Origin of the sequence: Microcoleus sp. B6-A1 (assembly GCF_036705085.1) — a bacterium.
In the GTDB taxonomy this organism is placed as follows: Bacteria; Cyanobacteriota; Cyanobacteriia; order Cyanobacteriales; family Microcoleaceae; genus Microcoleus.
The window spans coordinates 64,359-84,547 of record NZ_JAUBTU010000024.1 but is presented as its reverse complement, the minus strand read 5'-3'; the positions used below and the strand labels follow the sequence as shown (position 1 = coordinate 84,547).

General features: G+C 45.0%; 17 protein-coding genes. 12 read left to right on the top strand and 5 right to left on the bottom strand.

What is annotated here, in order from left to right:
* Positions 1 to 5 precede the first annotated feature (5 nt).
* Both QUB11_RS31265 and QUB11_RS11435 read left to right on the top strand, forming a co-directional pair.
* Entirely contained in the window at positions 6 to 71 is a 66-nt protein-coding gene (locus QUB11_RS31265) for a hypothetical protein (protein WP_445300850.1), read from the top strand.
* A 39-nt stretch (positions 72 to 110) separates the two neighbouring features.
* On the top strand, positions 111 to 362 hold the full coding sequence (locus tag QUB11_RS11435; RefSeq protein WP_333202757.1) for an alpha-glucosidase C-terminal domain-containing protein: 252 nt from the start codon (positions 111 to 113) through the stop codon (positions 360 to 362).
* A gap of 35 nt (positions 363 to 397) precedes the next feature.
* Here the strand turns inward: QUB11_RS11435 and QUB11_RS11430 are convergent, their stop codons facing one another.
* Both QUB11_RS11430 and QUB11_RS11425 read right to left on the bottom strand, forming a co-directional pair.
* A complete protein-coding gene (locus tag QUB11_RS11430; RefSeq protein ID WP_333202755.1) occupies positions 398 to 1,363 on the bottom strand; it encodes an S-layer homology domain-containing protein in 966 nt (321 codons plus the stop codon).
* A 50-nt stretch (positions 1,364 to 1,413) separates the two neighbouring features.
* A complete protein-coding gene (locus QUB11_RS11425; protein ID WP_333202753.1) occupies positions 1,414 to 2,334 on the bottom strand; it encodes a DUF2382 domain-containing protein in 921 nt (306 codons plus the stop codon).
* A gap of 490 nt (positions 2,335 to 2,824) precedes the next feature.
* Here QUB11_RS11425 and QUB11_RS11420 point away from each other — a divergent pair, with 490 nt between their 5' ends.
* The 9 genes from QUB11_RS11420 (at position 2,825) to QUB11_RS11380 (ending at position 13,693) form a co-directional block, all read left to right on the top strand.
* Complete coding sequence (locus QUB11_RS11420) at positions 2,825 to 3,436, top strand: hypothetical protein (RefSeq protein WP_333202751.1); 612 nt, start codon at positions 2,825 to 2,827, stop codon at positions 3,434 to 3,436.
* A 342-nt stretch (positions 3,437 to 3,778) separates the two neighbouring features.
* Positions 3,779 to 5,050, top strand: a complete 1,272-nt coding sequence (iscB, locus tag QUB11_RS11415) for an RNA-guided endonuclease IscB (RefSeq protein ID WP_333390585.1) — start codon at positions 3,779 to 3,781, stop codon at positions 5,048 to 5,050.
* On the top strand, positions 5,040 to 5,744 hold the full coding sequence (locus tag QUB11_RS11410; protein ID WP_333256704.1) for a hypothetical protein: 705 nt from the start codon (positions 5,040 to 5,042) through the stop codon (positions 5,742 to 5,744). Before iscB ends, QUB11_RS11410 begins: the two co-directional genes overlap by 11 nt.
* A 170-nt stretch (positions 5,745 to 5,914) precedes the next feature.
* Positions 5,915 to 6,919, top strand: coding sequence for a mechanosensitive ion channel family protein (locus tag QUB11_RS11405; RefSeq protein ID WP_333202744.1), 1,005 nt, complete (start codon positions 5,915 to 5,917; stop codon positions 6,917 to 6,919).
* Positions 6,916 to 7,308, top strand: a complete 393-nt coding sequence (locus QUB11_RS11400) for a DUF2254 family protein (protein ID WP_333202742.1) — start codon at positions 6,916 to 6,918, stop codon at positions 7,306 to 7,308. The genes QUB11_RS11405 and QUB11_RS11400 overlap by 4 nt, the downstream gene beginning before the upstream one ends.
* A 149-nt stretch (positions 7,309 to 7,457) precedes the next feature.
* Entirely contained in the window at positions 7,458 to 8,669 is a 1,212-nt protein-coding gene (locus QUB11_RS11395) for a transposase (RefSeq protein ID WP_333202739.1), read from the top strand.
* 31 nt (positions 8,670 to 8,700) lie between these two features.
* Entirely contained in the window at positions 8,701 to 9,660 is a 960-nt protein-coding gene (locus QUB11_RS11390) for a DUF2254 domain-containing protein (RefSeq protein ID WP_333202737.1), read from the top strand.
* 398 nt (positions 9,661 to 10,058) lie between these two features.
* Complete coding sequence (locus QUB11_RS11385) at positions 10,059 to 12,473, top strand: bifunctional serine/threonine-protein kinase/ABC transporter substrate-binding protein (protein WP_333202735.1); 2,415 nt, start codon at positions 10,059 to 10,061, stop codon at positions 12,471 to 12,473.
* Positions 12,474 to 12,973: 500 nt separating this feature from the next.
* A complete protein-coding gene (locus QUB11_RS11380) occupies positions 12,974 to 13,693 on the top strand; it encodes a PHP domain-containing protein (protein WP_333390581.1) in 720 nt (239 codons plus the stop codon).
* A 348-nt stretch (positions 13,694 to 14,041) separates the two neighbouring features.
* Here the strand turns inward: QUB11_RS11380 and QUB11_RS11375 are convergent, their stop codons facing one another.
* Together QUB11_RS11375 and QUB11_RS11370 are read right to left on the bottom strand one after the other, a co-directional pair.
* On the bottom strand, positions 14,042 to 15,208 hold the full coding sequence (locus QUB11_RS11375) for a CO2 hydration protein (RefSeq protein WP_333202731.1): 1,167 nt from the start codon (positions 15,206 to 15,208) through the stop codon (positions 14,042 to 14,044).
* Positions 15,209 to 15,520: 312 nt separating this feature from the next.
* The gene (locus tag QUB11_RS11370) at positions 15,521 to 17,035 is read right to left on the bottom strand and encodes an NADH-quinone oxidoreductase subunit M (RefSeq protein ID WP_333202769.1); all 1,515 of its coding nucleotides are present in this window, start codon (positions 17,033 to 17,035) and stop codon (positions 15,521 to 15,523) included.
* A gap of 230 nt (positions 17,036 to 17,265) precedes the next feature.
* On the opposite strand from QUB11_RS11370, the gene QUB11_RS11365 reads away from it, so the two are divergent.
* Positions 17,266 to 17,877, top strand: a complete 612-nt coding sequence (locus QUB11_RS11365; RefSeq protein ID WP_333390577.1) for a Uma2 family endonuclease — start codon at positions 17,266 to 17,268, stop codon at positions 17,875 to 17,877.
* A 145-nt stretch (positions 17,878 to 18,022) separates the two neighbouring features.
* Here the strand turns inward: QUB11_RS11365 and QUB11_RS11360 are convergent, their stop codons facing one another.
* The gene (locus QUB11_RS11360) at positions 18,023 to 19,897 is read right to left on the bottom strand and encodes an NAD(P)H-quinone oxidoreductase subunit F (protein ID WP_333390574.1); all 1,875 of its coding nucleotides are present in this window, start codon (positions 19,895 to 19,897) and stop codon (positions 18,023 to 18,025) included.
* Positions 19,898 to 20,189 lie beyond the last annotated feature (292 nt).

Sequence of the window (20,189 nt, the reverse complement as noted above, 5' to 3'; positions counted from 1 at the left end):
AACAGTTGAGTGACTTAATATTGTTGTGTAAACACTGTCACGCCAAAATTCACAGCGAAAAGAATTACTAGAGTGAACGTGCAATCAGCATCCGCAAGCAATGTCCTGAGTTGGGTAGGGGCAAGTGGCAAATTCTGGAAACCGACTCTCCCTCGGTGTTAGCCCACTGCTGCGACTGGCAAGGCAGGACGGTGATTGCTGTCCACAATCTAGCCGACAAACCTTGTACCGCTACGCCCAAATCTCACGAATACAGCCATCTGTTCGATTTATTTGGCGATCGGCTCTATGAATCTCTCGATGCTGACTCGCCCTCTATTCCCTTAGAAGCCTACGGCTATCGCTGGTTTCGAGTCAATTGAATCCAGGCGTAAAAAAGTTAATCTTGAGGGGAGAACTAGCGACGTGGACTGTTAGGAATGTACTTAGCAGTATTCTTGTCTGGAAGCGGTTCTATCTGACCTTGATTGACCAAAGCTTGATGAATTAGGGCAGTAGCACTACCCCGACTGAGCAACTCGTTCGGATTAAGAACTCTGGGATCTGGATAGTTGACCACTATCTTTGCCTTTGTCGCTGCTGCCACTGGCTCAACCGCATATTTAGGAAGTTTCTCGGCATCTTTATAGTACGAATTGAGAAAATCTAATGCCGAATTTTTAGCAGGCGCAGTTGCAGCTTTTGTCGTTGTTGGTGGAACAGCCTTAGCCGGTTTAGGTGCGGGCGCAGCCGCAGGCTGCTGCCTTGCCACTACAGGTAATAACGGCTGCATCAAAACAGTCGCTGCCAGGGGAAATGCCAAACGGTTCCTAGCAATTCGACGTTTATTTACTGGAGTTGGCTTGGCTGCAGTTACAGCCGCTTGATCAGTTTTGACAACAGGGGGATTGTAATCCATATTTAAACCCCTCATTAACACAACTAATGCTTGTGCCTTAGTCAAGGGCTGCTTCGGACGAAACTCCTTTCCGGGAAAATCATTCATAAATCCCGTTTCATAAGCTTCTTTAATCGGAGTTGCTGCCCAGTAGTTTTGAGGCACATCCTTAAAGTAACTTCCACTGGGTATCTTTCTAATGCTTGCTCGATTAAAAGCTTGGTGGATCATCGCCGAAAATTCATCCCGATCCACAACCTGTTTTGGTCTAAAAGTTCCGTTTACATATCCGGTAACAATCTCTTTTTCAGCTAAGGAATCAATAAACGGACGCGCCCAGTAATTCGGCGGTACATCAGGAAATTTTGATTTAGCTTGTTGAGCAGCAACTTGCTGGGAACTTAGCACAAAACCAGTGCCACTGACACTAACGGCTAAAGCTAAAAAGGCTACGCTGATTGACGGTAAATACCTGCGAGTAGACATAATAAATTTCCTCCTGATTTTTGCATTTTTAACGATATTCTTTGGCTGAGTTAAAGCGGATTACTTTTTTTTGGCTCCGAATCCGATTCTGTTTTTACCTCTAACTCTTCGCGACGCAGAGTTTCCGTTGCCTCAACCGTATCTTGCTCAACTTCTTTTCTGACTTGCACTTCCTCGCGCACAAACGCTTGCTTTTTGATATCCACACTTTCTTCGTAGATTTCAAAATGTGCCATTTCTTCTTGCTTGAAGGCGGTATCTGGAGTTACTCGACTCCCTGCATATTCAGGAGTAGTGTGCTCAATCACAACTCGCTCTTTTTCTACAGGAACTTCCAGTTGTACCGTTTTGGTTTCAACTTGTTTGCCAATTATTACCTCGCCTGTTTTGCGACGGGTTTTATCTGCAACTAATCGTTCTTCGTACAGTTTGAGTTTTTGATGATCCTGTTCGTTCATCTGATACAATTCGGGCTCTCGCTCGTAAGTGTAGGTATCCCGGTCATAAGCAGCATTACGAGTTTGAGGCGAGACTGAATGCGTTCTCGAAACTGGAACAGGCCCTTCTAAAGGTAATGAGGCTTCTACTGGTACAGACGCTTCTACTGTTGAAGTACGATAAATACCCCGCACTTGTTCTTCATAATCGTAATCAACTGCTGTCCCATGCTCATACCTGGGTAGTTTTTCTACTTGGTCTTTACTCTGCAAACCTGTAGCGTAAACGCGCCGCCCATTAACATCAACGCGACAAAGAGCGATGGGAAGTAAAACTTTTTTGCCAAAAATCCAAGAACCAGTCTCTACCACAAAATAGCGGAAACGTCCTGTCTCATCTACTAGCACAGTATCGATCGTGCCCATTTTATCATCGGTATTTCCGGCATACACCTCCGCCCCTTTGATATCGTCGCCATCAAAAGCTGCTTGGCGGTAGTTGGGATTAAAATCCTCAATTTTGTAAAGTAACATTGTTGTTTCCTGTACTATCTACATCCACTTGTGTACCTACTTTAGATAGATATCAGTTCTAATACTTCCTTCTTATGAATGATTCAGCAAATTGAAAATCATCAAGATAGCGAGATTTTTTTATATTTTTCTATCTTTAGGTAGATGAATTTATATTTCCTGTACTCAAGGGGATAAATTTATCTAATGATTCGTAGGTTGGGTGGAGCCAACCTACAACGTTTCTGCCAGCAACTCTCACAAGGATTTATTAGGTTTTATGATCACCTTAACTAGGGGATATCCTACAAAGTTAAGGGCATCTATAAACGAGCTGCTGGTTTTTTTTTAAAGGAAATTTCCATTTTATGAGCGAAGTTACTACTTTTGATATTTAGAATTTTTAAGTTAAAAATATTATGCCCATCGGTAGATATTCTGGTAATGATGATTAAGTAAAATTAAATTACCTTCAAGAAAAAAAATGACTTAACGCAGGGGTTAATCTTTTATGACTTATCCAGATCGATCGGGCAGTCCACTCACTGATCCTACAATCGTCAATCCGCTGGTGGATTACCACGATCAAGTGAGGTGGGGGCCAATTTTGGCAGGAATTGCGATCGCTCTGGGCACTCAACTAATTTTAAGCGCTTTGGCAATGGCGATCGGATTAACCGCAGGTGCAACAGGGGCGGATGCAGGTTCCGTTGGTATTGGGGTCGTAATTTGGTCGATTATCAGTTTGCTGATTTCCCTATTTTTGGGCGGTTGGGTGATGGCTCAAAGCTGCGGCCCGATGACCAAGAAAACAGCATTTTTGAATGCAGCAATTCTTTGGGGAGCTACATTAGCACTTAGTGCTTGGTTATTAGGAAGCGGGATATCGGGTGCTGTTGGCGCTGCCGCTGCTAATGCTGGAGAAATTGCCAATCAAGTACAACAACAGGGCGGCGTTAATATACCCAATCAAGCGCCGAATGTAGACCCAAATCAAGTTCGCGATGTAGCTGGTAATACAGCTAAAGCTACTTGGTCATTTCTACTTGGCTCTTTGCTGAGTTTGGCAGCGGCAATGATTGGTGCAGCTCTTGGCGCTCGCAAACCTCGCGTTTATGCTTGATTAGCGATGATGAAACCTGAAAATTCAACAAGCACAGGAGCGAGTCGAAAGATTTTATACCATTGTGATGATGATTCATCCTTTCTTGGAGAAGGTCAATCACCCGGCGCTGCTCGGAGTACCGAGACAGCGCGGGCACAGAAATTGCCGAGTTGACCAGTCTAAGTGGTTCGCCCACTACGTTTAAGGTAAGCGTTCAAGTACCTACCAGAAAATGCGTGCTAGTTTTCTGCTCTAGAACTTAAAAGTTAAACAGGTGTAAGGGTTAAGCCAGTGCTTTTAAGATAGTTACCGACCTTAAACATTGACGCAGCAAACATTACCCCGTAAGGGAGGACTTAAATGTCTAATTTTGTTTTTGTACTTGATACCAAAAAACGACCGCTCAATCCAATCCGCCCAGGATTGGCACGTAAATTGCTAACTAATGGCAATGCCGCTGTTTTTAAAAGGTATCCATTCACGCTAATTTTGAAAGTAGAGGTAACAGTACCGCAAAAACCAATCACTCTCAAAATAGATCCTGGCTCTCGAACTACTGGAATTGCCTTAATACAAGGACAAAACGTAATCTTTGGTGCAGAGCTAACACACCGAGGACAAGCTATTAAAGCCAGTCTGGAATCTCGCCGTTCATTGCGTAGAGGCAGGAGGAATCGCCATACTCGCTATCGTCGGGCCAGATTCTTAAACAGGACTCGCCCGAAAGGGTGGCTGGCACCAAGTTTGCAACATCGTGTCGAAACAACACTGACATGGGTGACTAGATTGATGAAACTAGCCCCCATTGCTTCTGTCGCTCAAGAGCTTGTGCGATTTGACTTACAGCAATTAGAAAACCCAGAGATTTCTGGGATTGAATACCAGCAAGGCGTTTTATGGGGCTACGATATCCGTGAATACTTGCTAAACAAATGGGACAGGAAGTGCGCTTACTGTGGTGTAATTAATACACCGCTACAAGTCGAACACATTCATCCCAAAGCCAAAGGCGGAGCTAATCGCATTTCTAATCTTTGCCTTGCTTGCGATGCTTGCAACAAAAAGAAAGGTACTCAAGATATTGAGCAATTCTTGTCTAAAAAGCCAGAGATTTTGAAGCGGATTCTATCTCAAGCAAAACGTCCGTTAAAAGACGCAGCAGCCGTTAACTCAACTCGTTGGACATTATTTAATCGACTCCGTACAACTGGCTTGCCTGTTTCTACAGGTAGTGGTGGCTTAACGAAGTTCAACCGCATTCAATTAAATTTACCTAAAACTCATTGGCTAGATGCAGCTTGTGTCGGAAAGGTTGAGTCATTGAAGATTTTAACAAGCAAGCCACTATCGATCAAAGCAACTGGTCACGGGACAGGTCAAATGTGCCGCACTGGCAAATTCGGCTTTCCATCTCGCTATGTTCCCCGGTTTAAGTTTGTTAAAGGTTTTCAAACGGGAGATATTGTCAAAGCGATTGTAACCTCTGGTAAAAAAATTGGTACATACGTTGGACGTGTGGCCGTAAGAACCAGTGGTTCATTCAATATTTCCGCATCAGAATTGGTGTCAGGAATTAGCCACAAATATTGTTCAATTATTCAACGAAAAGATGGTTACTCGTATGCAGCATAAACATTTTTTCCTCTCGCCGCTGACCTGGGTACAAGTACAGCGGGAGTCTCCAAGGGGGAAGAAAGATGAAATTGCCGCCGCTTATGGGATGGATTTGCAACAGCCAGCCCGAAAAGGCGAGGTTTTGGCAATTTTTGGGTTAGCGCTAGGCGGTAGCAACGCAATGAGAGCTGGTTTGGGCTTTTTACGCAACGTACCGCTGGCTGGCGCGATGATTGGTGCGAGTACGAATGCTACGATGCTGTACGCGCTGGGATATGCGGCGCGCCAGTTTTACGAAGCCAAACTGAGGGAAGAGACTGAAGAACCTGGAACCGAAACGCTGCAAGCGATCCAGCAACAAAGCGAGAAATATCTCGATGTTGCGATCGCCCAGCAAGCAGCGATGGATCAAATTATGGTTCACATGATTTTGGCAAGTTATCCCAACAAAAACTGGGAAGATATTCTGCCAGAATTGAAGGCATTGCAATTAAATGCTGATTCTCTCCAAAGGATTGCTGCTAACATCAAGTCCCCCAAACCATTGGGTGCATTGTTAGAGCAACTTAACCCCGACTTTGCAGTACCGCTATTAGCTCAATGCCGTCGCATTGCCGAAAGTAGCGGAGAGGTTTCCGAAGCAGAACAGAAGGTGCTGAATGCGATCGCACAAAAACTCAACGGTCAAGATGTGGCTGCGATATCCACTTGAAAAAAATTGTTGGTGCGTTAGCTTTCTGCGTAACGCACCATCCCCAATATTTACTGTGGCTGTGTAAGTCCTAAATTAGCCTCACATTACAGAAATCTACAGGCTTAAGATAGAGTTTGACATGGCTAATTTTAATACTATCAATAACGACTGATGCAAGAGGAACTTTTATGACAGCAGAAATATCTGGAGTCTGGGACAAGATTGAGAGCATGATCAATGACTTCATTGTCCTGCTGCCTAATATGGTACTAGCGTTCCTTGTTTTTGCAATCTTTTTCTTTGTTGGAAGGTCAATTAAGAGAGCGGTCAGGCGGCTTACCCGCAACCACCGCCAATCCCGAAATTTGGGACTGGTGTTGGGAAGGTTAGCGCAGGGTATTACTGTTTTGGTTGGTCTGTTTATTGCCTTGTCGATTGTAATTCCCACATTTAAAGCAGGCGATTTGGTGCAACTGCTAGGAATTAGCGGGGTAGCGATTGGTTTTGCCTTTCGCGATATCTTACAAAACTTCCTAGCTGGTATCCTAATTCTTTTGACGGAACCGTTCCAAATAGATGACCAGATTGTGTTTAAAAACTTTGAGGGAACGGTAGAAAATATTGAAACTCGCGCTACAACAATCCGAACCTATGATGGTCGCCGGATTGTAATTCCCAATGCCGAATTGTTCACCAATTCTGTTACTGTGAATACCGCCTTTGATCAACGCCGGATGGAATACGACGTTGGTATCGGCTACGGCGATGATATTCACCGAGCCAAGCAGTTAATGATGGAAGCTATGCACAGTGTGGATGAGGTTTTGAATGACCCTGCTCCTGACGTGTTGCTGATGGAACTTGCAGGAAGTAGCGTCAATATCCGCGCTCGATGGTGGATTGCTCCGCCGCGACGAATTGACGATCTGCGATCGCGCGACAAGGTACTTTCTGCGATTAAGGAAAAGCTGACTGCTAATGGCATCGACTTGCCCTTTCCTACGCAGCAAATTTTGTTTCACGACCAAACCGAAGAGACGGATGGCGATCGCAAACGTCAACGCGAAGGATGGCCCGCTGGTAATGGCGAAGTTCCTAAACCCCGCAGCATCAGCGGTTCTCTGCAAAAACTCATTGAAGTGCGATCGCCACAAGACGGCAACGGACAATCGCCACCCCACCACAACTCATGAAAAATGTCAAGTTAAGCAAACTTTGGGATTCGCTGCACTCTAGCTATTGGTTTATTCCGACGTTGATGGCTGCGGGGTCGATGATTTTGGCGATCGCCATGCTGACACTTGACCGCACGGGTAATATACCAAACTGGAGGTGGATTTACACGGGTGGGGCCGATGGTGCGCGATCGGTTCTCTCATCGGTTGCCAGTTCAATGGTCAGCGTTGTTGCTACAGCTTTTTCCATTACTATTGTGGCGCTTCAGTTGGCGAGTTCAAATTTTGGCCCCCGATTGCTGCGTAATTTTATGCAAGATACGGGCAATCAAATCGTGCTTGGCACTTTCATTGGCACGTTTATAACAATCGAACATGAAAACCCCGTGACTTTAGTCCGGGGATGAAAGGGAGAAGGAGGCTGTAGCCTCCCAGCATCTTTCATTAGATTTCAGGATTACGACCTAGGGTGCAACTATGTAAAGCTTTGTGAACAACTTTGGCGACCTTAAGCTGATGCTGGTAGCATAAGGAACATCGTGATGAGGTCGAAGTCATGCTAGTTTTTGAGTTCAAAGCCTACGGAAAAAAGCAGCAATTTGAGGCTGTAGACGAAGCAATTAGAACAGTGCAGTTCATCCGTAACAAAGCATTGCGCTTTTGGATGGAAAACGAAAAAGTCAACAAGTATGACTTGAATAAGTACAGTGCTGTTTTAGCTAAAGAATGGACGTTTTGCGATGAACTCAACAGCATGGCTCGACAATCAAGCGCAGAAAGAGCGTGGTCGGCAATCGCCCGATTCTACGACAACTGTAAAAAGAAAATCCCAGGAAAAAAGGCTTTTCCGCAGTTTCAGAAAGACAATCGGTCGGTCGAATATAAAACGACCGGGTGGCGGATGGCAACTGACCGAAAATCTATCACTTTTACCGATAAAAAAGGCATCGGAAAACTCAAACTAAAAGGGACGCGCGACTTACATTTTTATCAGCTTACCCAGATTAAGCGAGTACGCTTAGTCAAACGAGCCGATGGATACTACATCCAGTTTTGCGTTCAAGTTGACCGTTCCGAGAAGATTGAAGTTACAGGTAATGCTATTGGATTAGACGTGGGGCTCAAAGAGTTCTACACAGACTCTAATGGCGTTGCCGTCGAAAATCCGCGTTTTCTGGGCAAAGGAGAGCGCCGACTAAAGAAAGCTCAAAGGCGGCTTTCAAAGCGAGTCAAAGGTTCAGAAAATAGAAAAAAAGCTAGGGTAATTCTAGGAAAACGCCACCTCAAAATAAGTAGACAACGCAAAGATTTTGCCGTGAAGTTGGCAAGATGCGTTATCCAGTCCAACGACTGTGTAGTCTATGAAGATTTGAGGATCAAGAATATGGTGAAGAATCACTGCTTAGCTAAATCAATTAACGACGCATCTTGGTATATGTTTCGAGTGTGGATGGAATATTTCGGTAAAGTATTCGGAAGGATTACGATTGCCGTGCCAGCCCACGGGACGAGTCAAGAATGCTCTAGCTGCGGAACCATTGTCAAGAAAAGTCTATCAACGCGAACTCACGCTTGTCAGTGTGGATGTGTGTTAGATCGCGATCACAACGCAGGTAGAAACATCCTAAGTCGGGGATTGAGTACGGCGGGGCACGTCGGAACTTGGATCTTAGATCCGAACGCTTGTGGAGAGTTGACCGCTACCGATGTTGAAGTAATTCTGCATCGGCAAGTCGATTCTGCGAATCAAGAATCCCCTCGGCTTTAGCCAGGGGAGTGTCAATTACTGTTTACTCGTATTGCGAACCATTCATGCAGAAGGAGAAGGATACAGTCTCTTTGTACCCCAACTTTCGGTTACAGTTGGTACCGGATTGGCAATTGCCAGTATCGGCGTACTGATTTACTTTATCCATCACGCATCAACCATTATTCAAGCGTCCCATGTAATTACTCAGGTTAGTGGCGATTTAGACAAAGCTCTAGATCGTCTGTTTCCCGGAAAAATCGGAGAAGGTAAGGCGAAAAAATCGCGACAAGTGGGAGAAATTCCTGCAAATTTTGACTCGGAAGCAAGTCCAATCAAAGCCACTGGCGAGGGTTATTTGCAAGCAATCGATGACAACGAATTAATGAAAATTGCCCGTCATTACAATCTGCTTGTACGTCTTAAAACTCGACCGGGAAAGTTTATCGTCAAGGGCAGCGATTTAGCGATGGTTTTCCCGGAAAAACAGGTGAATCAAAGCCTGAACCAAAAAATTAATGATGCTTTTATTCTGGGCAAAGAACGGACTGAATATCAAGATGTAGAATTTCCGATCGATCAGTTAGTTGAAATTGCCTTGCGTGCGATTTCTCCTGGTATCAACGATCCGTTTACTGCGATTCGGTGTATCGATCGACTCAGCGCCGGATTATCCCGCCTCGCTCAAAGGGATTTTCCCTCCCCCTATCGCTACGACGATGAACATAATTTGCGCGTCATTGTTGAACGAGTGACGTTTGAAGGGTTAGTTGATACTGCATTTAACCAAATTCGCCAGTACAGTAAATCAGATGTGGCGGTAACAATTCGCTTATTGGAAGCTATAGCTTGCATCGCCACTTACACCCGCAATTCCAAACAACGAGAAGCTTTACGCCGTCACGCGGAGATGATTTTAAATAGTAGCCGCGAACAAATCTCTCAGGAGCAAGACCAGAAAGATGTCCAAGAACGGTATCACCAAGTCATTAAAGCTTTAGGAGAGGATTAATTGGGTAGAGCAGAATTATGGTAATAACAGCAGCTTTGCGATCGGCTCCTAATACTTTAGCTTTAACCGGGCTGATTGCCATTGGTTTAGCTCTGCGGTTTTTTTGCTGCTTTTGTACTCAGTAAGTTAGCAGAAAGATAATTGATAATTAGCGATCGGCATCACTAAAGTAATGTATAATTGCTGACAGTTAAGCTGTTCATCATTTAAATTTTCGAGGCTATCTAAGCAAGTATTGGGTTTCAACCTCTGAAACACGCATTTTAAATGCACAACAGCTTATAGTTTTTTGATATACAGAGAGACGAATTTGATATGTTGCTAAGCTGTATCTGACAGCAAAAAAGCTTATAATCAACATTAAAGGCCGCAGCCTGTCAAGAGGTGTTGGAAAATTTATGTGTGTCAACTTAGGGCATATCCTGCATGAAAGCTACGAAATTATCGCTTTGTTGGGAGAGGGAGGGTTTGCTAGAACCTACACGGCTGTACAAATAAACAAACCTAATAATCCTCTGTGCGTTGTTAAGGAAATTCCTTTTCCCCCATCGAACGATGCGCGCGTCTTGGAGAGGGCAAGGCAGCGATTTGAAAGGGAGGCTAGCGCTTTGTGCCGTCTCGGCAACAACTCGCGCATTCCCGAATTATTCGATCGCTTTGAAGAAAACGATTATTTTTACTTAGTACAAGAATACGTTAAAGGACACCCGCTTATTCAAGAACTCGCTCCTGGCGATCGGTGGAATGAGAAAAAAACTGTTGCTTTGTTGCGGGAAGTTCTGGAAATATTAAAATCGGTTCACCAAGAAAAAATTATTCACCGCGATATTACACCTTCTAACTTAATTCGGCGCGAAACAGATCAACAAATTGTTTTAATAGATTTTGGGGCGGTCAAAGAAATCAGCACTTTTACCTCTAACTCTACAGGTGAAATATTCACATCGCAGGCGATCGGCACCAGCGGTTATATGCCTGCCGAACAATACAAGCCACAGTCTCTCCCGCAACCCTACAATGATATTTATGCAGTAGGAATCATCGCGATTCAAGCCCTCACCGGGCGGCGTCCCACCAATCTGCCGCAAGACCCCGAAACTGGTGAAATTGTCTGGGATTATTTAACATCTGAACCGGTTAGCGACAAGCTTAAAAATATTTTAACCAAGATGGTGCGTTTCCACTTTCAAGACCGCTACCAATCTGTGGATGAAGTTTTGCAAGACTTGGATTTGTCGATCGTCCCAGGGCCCCAGGTACCCAAAACTTCGCGGAAGTTGCGATCGGGCTTTCGCTGGCTGCTGTTAGGCGTTGCGGGAATTGCGGCTTTTGGGGCGATCGTACTTTTAATCCCCAGAATTTCCCCGCTAATCCCCAGAATTTCCCCGCAACCAACGCTGGCTACACCCTCCGCAGATGGTGTAAGTTCCGGCGAAAAACTCCTCGTGCAAACCTCCGCCTTGTGGTCAAAACAAAGGGGAATCAATGAGTTTGCCGACTCAAATTATCCCGAAGCTTTAAAATTGCTCAAACAGTCCTGGCGGGAAGACCGCAGAGATCCAGAAACTTTAATTTACATCAACAATGCTTTACTGAAGGCAATCAATGCAGAATATTATACGATCGCAATTGTTGTCCCTATCCGCCGCAATCAGGACGGCAGCATCCTCAACGCAAATTTAGCAGAAGAACTGCTTCGTGGCATTGCTCAAGCTCAAACCGAAGTTAATTTAGGTCTTCTGGCTGCAAATGAGAACAATAAAGATTTTCCCGGTCAAGGCTTTCTCGAACCAAAAGCTATTAAAGGAAAAGGTCTCAAAGTCATCATTGCTGATGATGGCAATATCAAATCCTACGCCGTTCAAAGGGCTAATTATCTGGTCGCTCAGCCCGATATTCTAGCAGTTATCGGACACTACACCAGCGACATGACTGTGGAAACAGTAGATATTTACAATCGAAATCAACTCGTCGCCATTTCTCCGGGAAGCACCACAGAAGAACTGACGCGAAAACCTCGAAAATTTTTCTTTCGGACGGCTCCGACAACTAGCATAGAAGCTGAAGCTTTAGTAAATCAACTGCTCTTGGTCGGTGAGAAAAAAGCCGCAGTATTTTACAATCCCAACAGTCCGTTTAGCGCTTCTTTGTGGGAAGAATTCAAAAAGCAATTTGAAGCCAAAGGAGGCTCGACTTTTAGAATCAGGAAGTATTACGATTTATCTAAAAATAATTTAGACGCCGAAGCAGCAATCACAGAAGTTGAGAAAGCCGGAAAAACAGCCTTACTTGTCATTCCCGACGGTCAAGTCACTACAGCCCTAGAAAATGCGATCGAAATGATTAAAGCTAATGGCGATCGCAATTGGATTGTCGGGCCCTGGACTCTGTACGAGCCGAGAACGTTAGAAGTAGCCAAAGAGCTAAAGTCTGTTGAAAAACTGGGCATATCTGTGTTTTGGCATCCGTTAATAAGTTTTGACAAAAAATTTCCGCACAACGCTGAAAAATTGTGGGGAGGCCCGGTCAATACTCGATCGGCTTTAACCTACGATGCCGCCCGGACGCTGATTAAAGCCCTAGAAATGCAGCCGGAACCAAGCCGCGAAGGAATGCAAAAAACCTTAGCCGATCCAAACTTTAAAGCCGAAGGAGCCTCCGGTATAATTGAATTTGACTCGAAGACTGGAAATCGGAAAAACCCTCCTAAACGAGTGGCGCATATTGTGCCGTGTTCTAGAGAACAGTTTGGAGTTACATTTGTGCCGATCGAATTTCCCACAGCCGCAGCCGCAGGTTTAAAGTGCGATTGAATTGATATAGGAATCCTTGCAGGAGTCGTAAACTTTTTACCCCACCCCAACCCTCCCCTTATCAAGGGGAGGGAGTAAGAAATTCACAAATAATTTAGGATGGCTATATCTTGTGGCATTTTCCACAAACCTTTTAAGGGCGGGCAGGATGCCCACTCCACAATAAAATTTAGTCTTTGTGGAACAGGCCGGAAAGCCTGTTGTTAAGAATGATGCAATGTGTGGGAGGAATTGATATCTTGTGGCATTGTCAATGAACCCTCCGGGACGAGTTTTACCAAATATAATTGCCTGAAATCAATAATCTCATAACCCCACCCCCACCCGACAATAAAATTCTGGATAGAGAATTGTGCAAGATGTGCGAGTGAATTGATATCTTGTGCCGAACGCAACAATCCGCCAGATGTTTCAATCCTACAGCCGACTATTGCCACCGGTGCAACATATCAATTTATTAGATATATTAAACAAGGTTAGTTTTTTTTATAATAACGCTTATGGCTGTCAATCTCGCTTCCCCAACAAGTTCTAGTCTCAAACCAGAAGCCCAGAATATCTCAGCACTCAAACAAGTCTTTCAGACAATTGATGCCGATAGCTGTCCGGGTTCCTATAATTTTCATATGCACACAGTCTACTCCGACGGGCGATTGCAGCCAGAGAAATTGATGGAACAAGCCATAGCCCGCGGCCTCAAGGGCTTAGCTATCACCGACCACCACAGCACCGAAGGCTACGTTAAAGCTCAAATTTGGCTGGATAATTGGAAATTAAACCATCCTGACAAAAATAGTGAAGCACCTAGTCTCTGGACAGGCGCTGAAATTAATGCCGAATTACTCAACAATGAGGTACACATTCTCGGTTACGCCTTTGATCCGCAACATCCCAGTCTCAAACCTTACTTGCGAGGTAAAAGCACTGAAGGCACTTATTGTTATTCAGCAGCCAGGGTAATTGAAGCTATTCATGAAGCAGGAGGTTTAGCAGTTCTAGCACATCCTTGCCGGTATCGATCGACTGCAGATAAACTAATCCCAGAAGCAGCCCGTTTCGGCATTGACGGTGTAGAAATTTACTATGCTTACGGTAATCCCAATCCTTGGAAACCAAGCCCCAAACAAACTGCTTTAGTCAAAGATTTAGCAGAAACTTATGGTTTGCTGGGAACTTGTGGCACGGACTCTCACGGCCTGAGTCTTCTCGTCCGAATCTAGATAATTCGGAAATAAGAAGTGCTTTATCCTGTCATTACCAGTCTAAGCGTTAGCGGATATATCTCTTATGAAAGCAATCACAATGACCCAAAAACAAACAGTTTACCATGTCATATTATGTCCGCTAAAACAACCATTATAAAATGGGTTCGTAGTGAGGACTTCAGTCCTCATAAAAGTCTGTGGACTGAAGTTTTTACTACTTGCCTTATAAGGGCTATTTTACGGGACATGAGATCATTAACGATGCCAGGATGAGCTTTCGCCCTCCAAAAGAAAGCAATTGCCAAACCAGGTAATATTGTTGTAACTCCGAGAGACATTGAGCCCTAAAAACCAGTCGCCCTTCTAGCGTTCGGGGAACAACTGACAGGCCCTGTTAGTTGGCTGATTTGCCCAATCCAAGCGAGAATTCCCAAATCGATCCATCCAACCTTCCAAATAAGCTCGATTAGCCTTTCTTTCCTCTGGATCGGAGGTATTCATGGGATGAGGTGCTAAACCCAAAATAGTCGCCGTCGTTACGCAAAACATCGACTTTTGAAAACTCTGACAAATTTGCACCCGTACATCGTCTTCACCGCGACAGCTAGTGCGATAAACTTCGTGCAAATACTCCGGCAAATAATGGCGCATATCTTGCATCAATTGAGTTGGCGGAATCCCAGCACCTCCAATCGGTAAAGGGTCAGCAAACAAAGCCCCGTAGGCAAAATCTTTTTGTTTTTCCGGGATTTGATGGGCTTGAGCGTTGTAGGAAACTGTGCCAAAAAAAGCTGTGCCCCGAAAGAAAACAGCCTCTACATAAGGCACAGCTACATCTGGTAAAAATGTTAAGTTAGCCGAGGCAGGAATGATATCGTAGACTTGACCGTGAATTTTGACGCTGTAAGTAATTGGCAGACTGGCGGCTGCTACTAAACCGGCTTTAACAAAATTAACAACGTCAGAAATAGACTTAGTTTCCCCTCGATCGTAGGAATCAGATAAGTCGATAAACAAATCGCTCATTACCCGCCAAAACTGACCGAGACCGGTGTAATAAGCCAGCATCCGCACTTGTTCAGGCAAAAAATCAGGAAAGGTTTTGTTGAGTCCCTGCATGAAAAAATTGCCTTTCAATTTAGCAGCGATCGCCTTTTCGACCAAACTGCTAAATTCCGGGGAATCCAAATAACTATCCAAACCACCGCCGCCGTGCCAAAGCATTGTTCTCATGCAATACTCAGCATACTCAAAATTAATGCGGTCGTGCCACAAATAGCGAATTAATTTCGGCAGCGTCACCTCTCCATTGAAATATTTAAAAAACGGAAAAAGCACTAAAAACTGTTCTTCTGCAATATAATTGAGATTGCGAGAATAGGCATCTAAAACAATAGCATAACTTTTCAGCACGCCGACAACTTCAACTACATTTTCCGTAGATTCAGGCAGTAAAGCTTGGCCTGATTCCAAGATGTCAATGTATGCGGATAGGGGATGGGAAGATGGTTTTAATACGGTACTTTTCATTTTTATTTAACCTTAATTGAAGGAAGGCACGACACGGATTTGAACACGGATACACTGATGAATGGAATAGGTAGGGACACGGCAGTGCCGTGTCCCTACAGCCGTCTGCTGTATTTTATGGGATTGAAAACTGCCATAGGACTAAAGTCCGATGCTACTGATATCTTGCACCATTCTCAATTAGCCCTAGGGGCGGGTTCGCCAACAGCCTTAAAGCTTGCAAATAGGTTATATAAACCCGCCCGACCCCACGAAAAATCCTCTTATTGATATTGCTGCAAGATGTCAGATGCTACAAACTTAGGTCATATTTTATTTCAAGTTTTGAGCAATAACTTTAACTTGGGGTGGCACATTAGCTACCATTCCGATCGCAGTTTTTTCGCTCAAAGCAACTAAAACTCCAGGCTGCACTCCCATGATTGCAATAATTATTGCTAAAACCAGCGAAGGAATGCGATCGCGCCAGCGGACTTGCGGCAAATTTACCACCACATCCGAAAGGCGGCCGAAAAAGGCGCGGTTGACCATAATTAAAAAGTAAACTGAAGTTAAACCAGTGCCGATCATGCAGAGCAAAGTTTGCAGGGGAAACACTGGCAAACTGCCCCGGAATATCAAAAATTCAGCAATAAATCCAGCCAAACCCGGAATGCCGGCACTTGCCATCACGCCGAGGATCATTAAACTGCCAATCATCGGCAAACCGCGATCGGGATTAAACAAACCTTTGAGCACATCGATGTTGCGGGTGCCGGATTTTTTGTAAACAATGCCGACGGTTAAGAATAGCAGCCCCGAAATTAAACCGTGGCTAACCATTTGCAAAACAGTTCCCAGCATACTAATCGGAGTAGCTGCGGCGCTAGCTAACAAAATGTAGCCCATGTGAGCGATCGAACTGTAAGCTACAATTTTTTTCATATCTTTTTGGGCGATCGCGCAACTCGCCCCGTAAAGCACGCTTACCACCGCCCAACTCGCCAACCAAGGTGCCGCCACCGCCCACGCATCTGGAAACAAACCCAAACCAAAACGCAGCATCCCATAAGTTCCCAGCTTCAAAAGCACCCCCGCCAGCAGCACAGATACCGGCGTCGAAGCTTCTACGTGAGCATCCGGCAGCCAAGTATGAAAAGGCACCAAAGGCATCTTAATTCCAAAAGCCAGCAACACCCCTGCCAGCAAAACAATTTGCCTTACCAAAGGCAATGGCAATCCTCCTTGCAAATGCGATGCGCCCGCTGCACCAACCATATCGAAACTAGAAGCACCACTAAGCCAACCAGTACCCAAGAAAGCCGCCAGCAGCACAATTCCCGAAAATGCAGTATAGATTAAAAACTTAGTAGCAGCATAACCCCGGCGCTCGCCTCCCCAAATCGCAATTAGCAGGTAAAGCGGAATCAATTCTACCTCAAAAAACAGGAAAAACAGCAGCAAATTTTGAGATAAAAAAGCCCCTGTTACGCCGCCGGTAATTAACAGAATCAAAGAATAATAAAGTCGAGGTCTGCGGATCGACTCATCCGTAGCGTAAATAGCTACCCCTGTCAGCAGAGTATTTAAAATTACCAAAGGCAGAGCCAAACCATCAACACCGAGATTGTAATTCAATCCCAAAACATCTATCCAAGGAATGAATTCCGCAAACTGCAACTGACTGGTACTGGCATCAAACTGAAATGCCAAAATCACCGAGAGAATAAAAGTTATACCCGCAATGGCGATCGCGACATTCCGAACTATTTTAGAACTCACTGAACCGGGCCAGAGCCCAATCAGGGCAGCGGCCAACATTGGTATCCAGATTAAAGCACTGAGCATCAATTAAAACTTTCCTTTGTTACGCAGTTTTTAGAGATATAGCAATCCTAAATCATTTGTGAATTTCTTACTCCCTCCCCAAGGCATCGGGGAGGGTTGGGGTGGGGTAAAAAATTTACGACTCCTGCAAGGATTGGTATATATTTAACATTAACGCAAAGCAACTGCATAAAAAAGCGATCGGCTAATTTTCTTGTTAACATAGATTCAAATGTCTCTGGAATCCTCCTATGACCTCAAGTCTTACAGATCGAGAAGATTTGCAAATTAAATCCGGTTCTCCTTCCACCCGCCTCACCGTTGCCGACTTGGAACAACTGCAAGGTATACTCTGCCAAGCACATCTAGACTACCAATTAGAACTGGTAGACGGGAAGATTATCATTATGGGCCCATCAGACATTGTATCGAGCGAAATAGGAGCAGAGTTAGTCAGTCTTTTGCGTAACTGGGTCAAACCTCGCAAACTCGGACGAGTGTTTGAGTCCAGCGGCGGGTTTATTCTCCCCAATTCAAATGTTACAGCCCCCGATGTTTCTTTTGTGACAGCCGATCGCCTCAAACAAAGTAAAAGGTATTTTGCCGAACTTGTCCCCGACTTAGTTGTAGAAATCAAATCTCAGTCCGATCGCCTCAAACCCCTGCGAGAAAAAATTTTATCATTTATCGAACTCGGAGCAAAAGTAGGAATATTAATCGACCCAGACAAGCGCACAGTAACAATTTACACTCCCCAAGCAGAGCCAGTGGTATTGAGAGACGGCGACATGATTTCAATTCCCGAACTTTTGCCCGGTTGGGAAGTTGCGGTGACAGAATTGTGGCCGATCGATTTTGAGTAAAACTAAATAAAAAAGCAGACAAACCCAGAATAAAATCATCTGCGTTCATCTGCGTTCATCCGCCCTCATCTGCGGTTTAAAATTAAATAACATCAGACAAAAAGCAGACAAACCCCGAATAGATTCATCTGCCAACCTCTGCGGTTTAAAACTGCCAAATAATCAACCCCAGCAACACAGCAACTCCCCCCGCAATAGTCAACACATAAAACTGCGACTGACCAGTGCCGCTGTACTTCAACCCTTCACCGCTGAAAATTGTGGCAAAACCGAACAAATTCACCGCCCCGTCCACCACATACCTATCAGTCCAAGCGCTGATTTTAGAGATAAAAGCCACAGCCCAAACGACAGTCAAGCGGTAAACTCGATCGATATAAAAATCGTAAGCAAACAAATCCTGCAACGCCGGCACCGGCAGCCGTACCGGTCGAGGTAAAACCCCGTACCAATAAATCGCTACCCCAACCGCAACGCCTATCAACCCAGATAACATTAACAGCGGAAGATGCAGAGTCTTCAACAGCAAATTTAAAGTATCAAAATCCCCCGTTTCCGCCCAAGGGCCAGTCCAACTAATTAAAAGTTGCCACTGCTGCAACATCCAAGGCACCAACAGCCCCATTACGGTCAAAATTACCATCGGCAAAGCCATCTGCCAACCAACTTCTGGAGTTCTGCGAGTTTTCGGCTGCGGTTTTCCAGCAAACACTAAACCGAATATGCGAGTTAAATTTAGTGCTGTCAAACCGTTAACTAAAAGCAGCACTATTACCAGCCACAAAGGCAAAGTCCAAAAACCGTTGAGCCAGCGCCGCATCGCCCAAAAGTTGCCCAGAGGTAACAGCGCGACCATCCCCGCAGCGCCTACTAAATAAGCCGTAGTGGTAGCAGGCATCTTCGACCACAACCCACCCATTTCTGTTAAATCTTGAGTGTTAGTTGTGGTAATAATTGACCCTACGCTCATGAATAATAGGCCCTTGGCGATCGAGTGCGCGAAGAGCAACAGCAAAGCAATGTCAACTTGATTTAGCCCCACGGCGATAAACACCAAACCCAAAGATGCGCTGGTAGAATGCGATAGTGCTCTTTTGATGTCGATTTGGGCGATCGCCACCAAGGAAGCGCCAACAGCAGTCACCGCACCCAAAACCACCAGCACCGCATCTGCGATCGGCGAAAGCGCTAAAACAGGCTGAAGTTTAATCAAAACATAAGCCCCAGCGCCCACAACTACCGTATTCCGCATAATCGAAGCCGGGTTGGGCCCTTCCATCGCCTCGTCGAGCCATAGATGGAAGGGAAATTGAGCGCACTTGGCCGTAGGTGCGGAGATTAAAGCCAAACCTAAAAGAGTCGCCACTAGGGGAGACAAAGTTGCAGTTTCAGCCCATATTTCCAAATCGGAAAAATTCAAACTTCCTGCTAAAGTTGAAAGCGTCACTACTCCCATCAGCAGTGGCACGTCTCCTACACGCTTGGTTAAAAACGCATCTCTAGCGGCTGTTACTACCAGCGGTTGAGCGTACCAAAACCCGACTAGCAAGTAAGTTGAAAGCGTCAGCATTTCCAACAAAGCGTAAGTTAGAAGCAGCGAGTCGCTAATGGCAATGCCGCTAATTGCCGCTTCAAAAAAACCCATCAGCCCAAAAAATCGAGCTAGCGCCCAGTCTTTTTCCATGTAGCCTAGAGCGTAAATTTGTGCTAGCAAACTCAGAACACTAACTAACTCCATTGCTCCCACGCTGACGGTGGAGATTTCTATTGCAAAAGACAAATCTAAATCGGCTGCTTGCACCCAGTGCACGAGCAACTGTTGGGGCGGTTGATCCCAAGTCGCTGTAAAAATAACTGATCCGTGTATGAAAGCCAACACAGTCATTAACAAATTGAAGTAAGCTGCAGGTCTCGGCCCTGTTCTGCGAATGGTGCCGGTAGACCACGGCAAAGTTAAAATTGCGCCTATCAAGCCATATAAAGGTACCCACCAACAGGCTTGGAGGAGAAATTGAGTCATTTAATTTATCCCTTAAACTTCAAATTACGGGCTGCCTTTATACAAAAACAGTCGCGGGCGATCGCGCGAGACCCTAAAACTTTCACTAAACCCGATCGTATAGTTGTGGCAAAATAATTTGCACTCCAGATTAACTATACATTAAAGCATCAAAACTGATAATTATCTCAAGACAAAATTACTGGTTGAGCACACGAGGCACTCAAAGAAAAAAATGCCTGCCGATGGGTCAAGACTGCCTTTTTTGCCGATTTCCCCGCGATCCCCCTTTTGGAATCCCCAAGTTTCCCGG

What these genes read in the sequence shown, in the direction of transcription:
- QUB11_RS11430 (WP_333202755.1), bottom strand. Translation starts at nt 1,363, where the DNA reads ATGTCTACTCGCAGGTATTTACCGTCAATCAGCGTAGCCTTTTTAGCT.
- QUB11_RS11425 (WP_333202753.1), bottom strand. Translation starts at nt 2,334, where the DNA reads ATGTTACTTTACAAAATTGAGGATTTTAATCCCAACTACCGCCAAGCA.
- QUB11_RS11420 (WP_333202751.1), top strand. Translation starts at nt 2,825, where the DNA reads ATGACTTATCCAGATCGATCGGGCAGTCCACTCACTGATCCTACAATC.
- iscB (WP_333390585.1), top strand. Translation starts at nt 3,779, where the DNA reads ATGTCTAATTTTGTTTTTGTACTTGATACCAAAAAACGACCGCTCAAT.
- QUB11_RS11410 (WP_333256704.1), top strand. Translation starts at nt 5,040, where the DNA reads ATGCAGCATAAACATTTTTTCCTCTCGCCGCTGACCTGGGTACAAGTA.
- QUB11_RS11405 (WP_333202744.1), top strand. Translation starts at nt 5,915, where the DNA reads ATGACAGCAGAAATATCTGGAGTCTGGGACAAGATTGAGAGCATGATC.
- QUB11_RS11400 (WP_333202742.1), top strand. Translation starts at nt 6,916, where the DNA reads ATGAAAAATGTCAAGTTAAGCAAACTTTGGGATTCGCTGCACTCTAGC.
- QUB11_RS11395 (WP_333202739.1), top strand. Translation starts at nt 7,458, where the DNA reads ATGCTAGTTTTTGAGTTCAAAGCCTACGGAAAAAAGCAGCAATTTGAG.
- QUB11_RS11385 (WP_333202735.1), top strand. Translation starts at nt 10,059, where the DNA reads ATGTGTGTCAACTTAGGGCATATCCTGCATGAAAGCTACGAAATTATC.
- QUB11_RS11380 (WP_333390581.1), top strand. Translation starts at nt 12,974, where the DNA reads ATGGCTGTCAATCTCGCTTCCCCAACAAGTTCTAGTCTCAAACCAGAA.
- QUB11_RS11375 (WP_333202731.1), bottom strand. Translation starts at nt 15,208, where the DNA reads ATGAAAAGTACCGTATTAAAACCATCTTCCCATCCCCTATCCGCATAC.
- QUB11_RS11370 (WP_333202769.1), bottom strand. Translation starts at nt 17,035, where the DNA reads ATGCTCAGTGCTTTAATCTGGATACCAATGTTGGCCGCTGCCCTGATT.
- QUB11_RS11365 (WP_333390577.1), top strand. Translation starts at nt 17,266, where the DNA reads ATGACCTCAAGTCTTACAGATCGAGAAGATTTGCAAATTAAATCCGGT.
- QUB11_RS11360 (WP_333390574.1), bottom strand. Translation starts at nt 19,897, where the DNA reads ATGACTCAATTTCTCCTCCAAGCCTGTTGGTGGGTACCTTTATATGGC.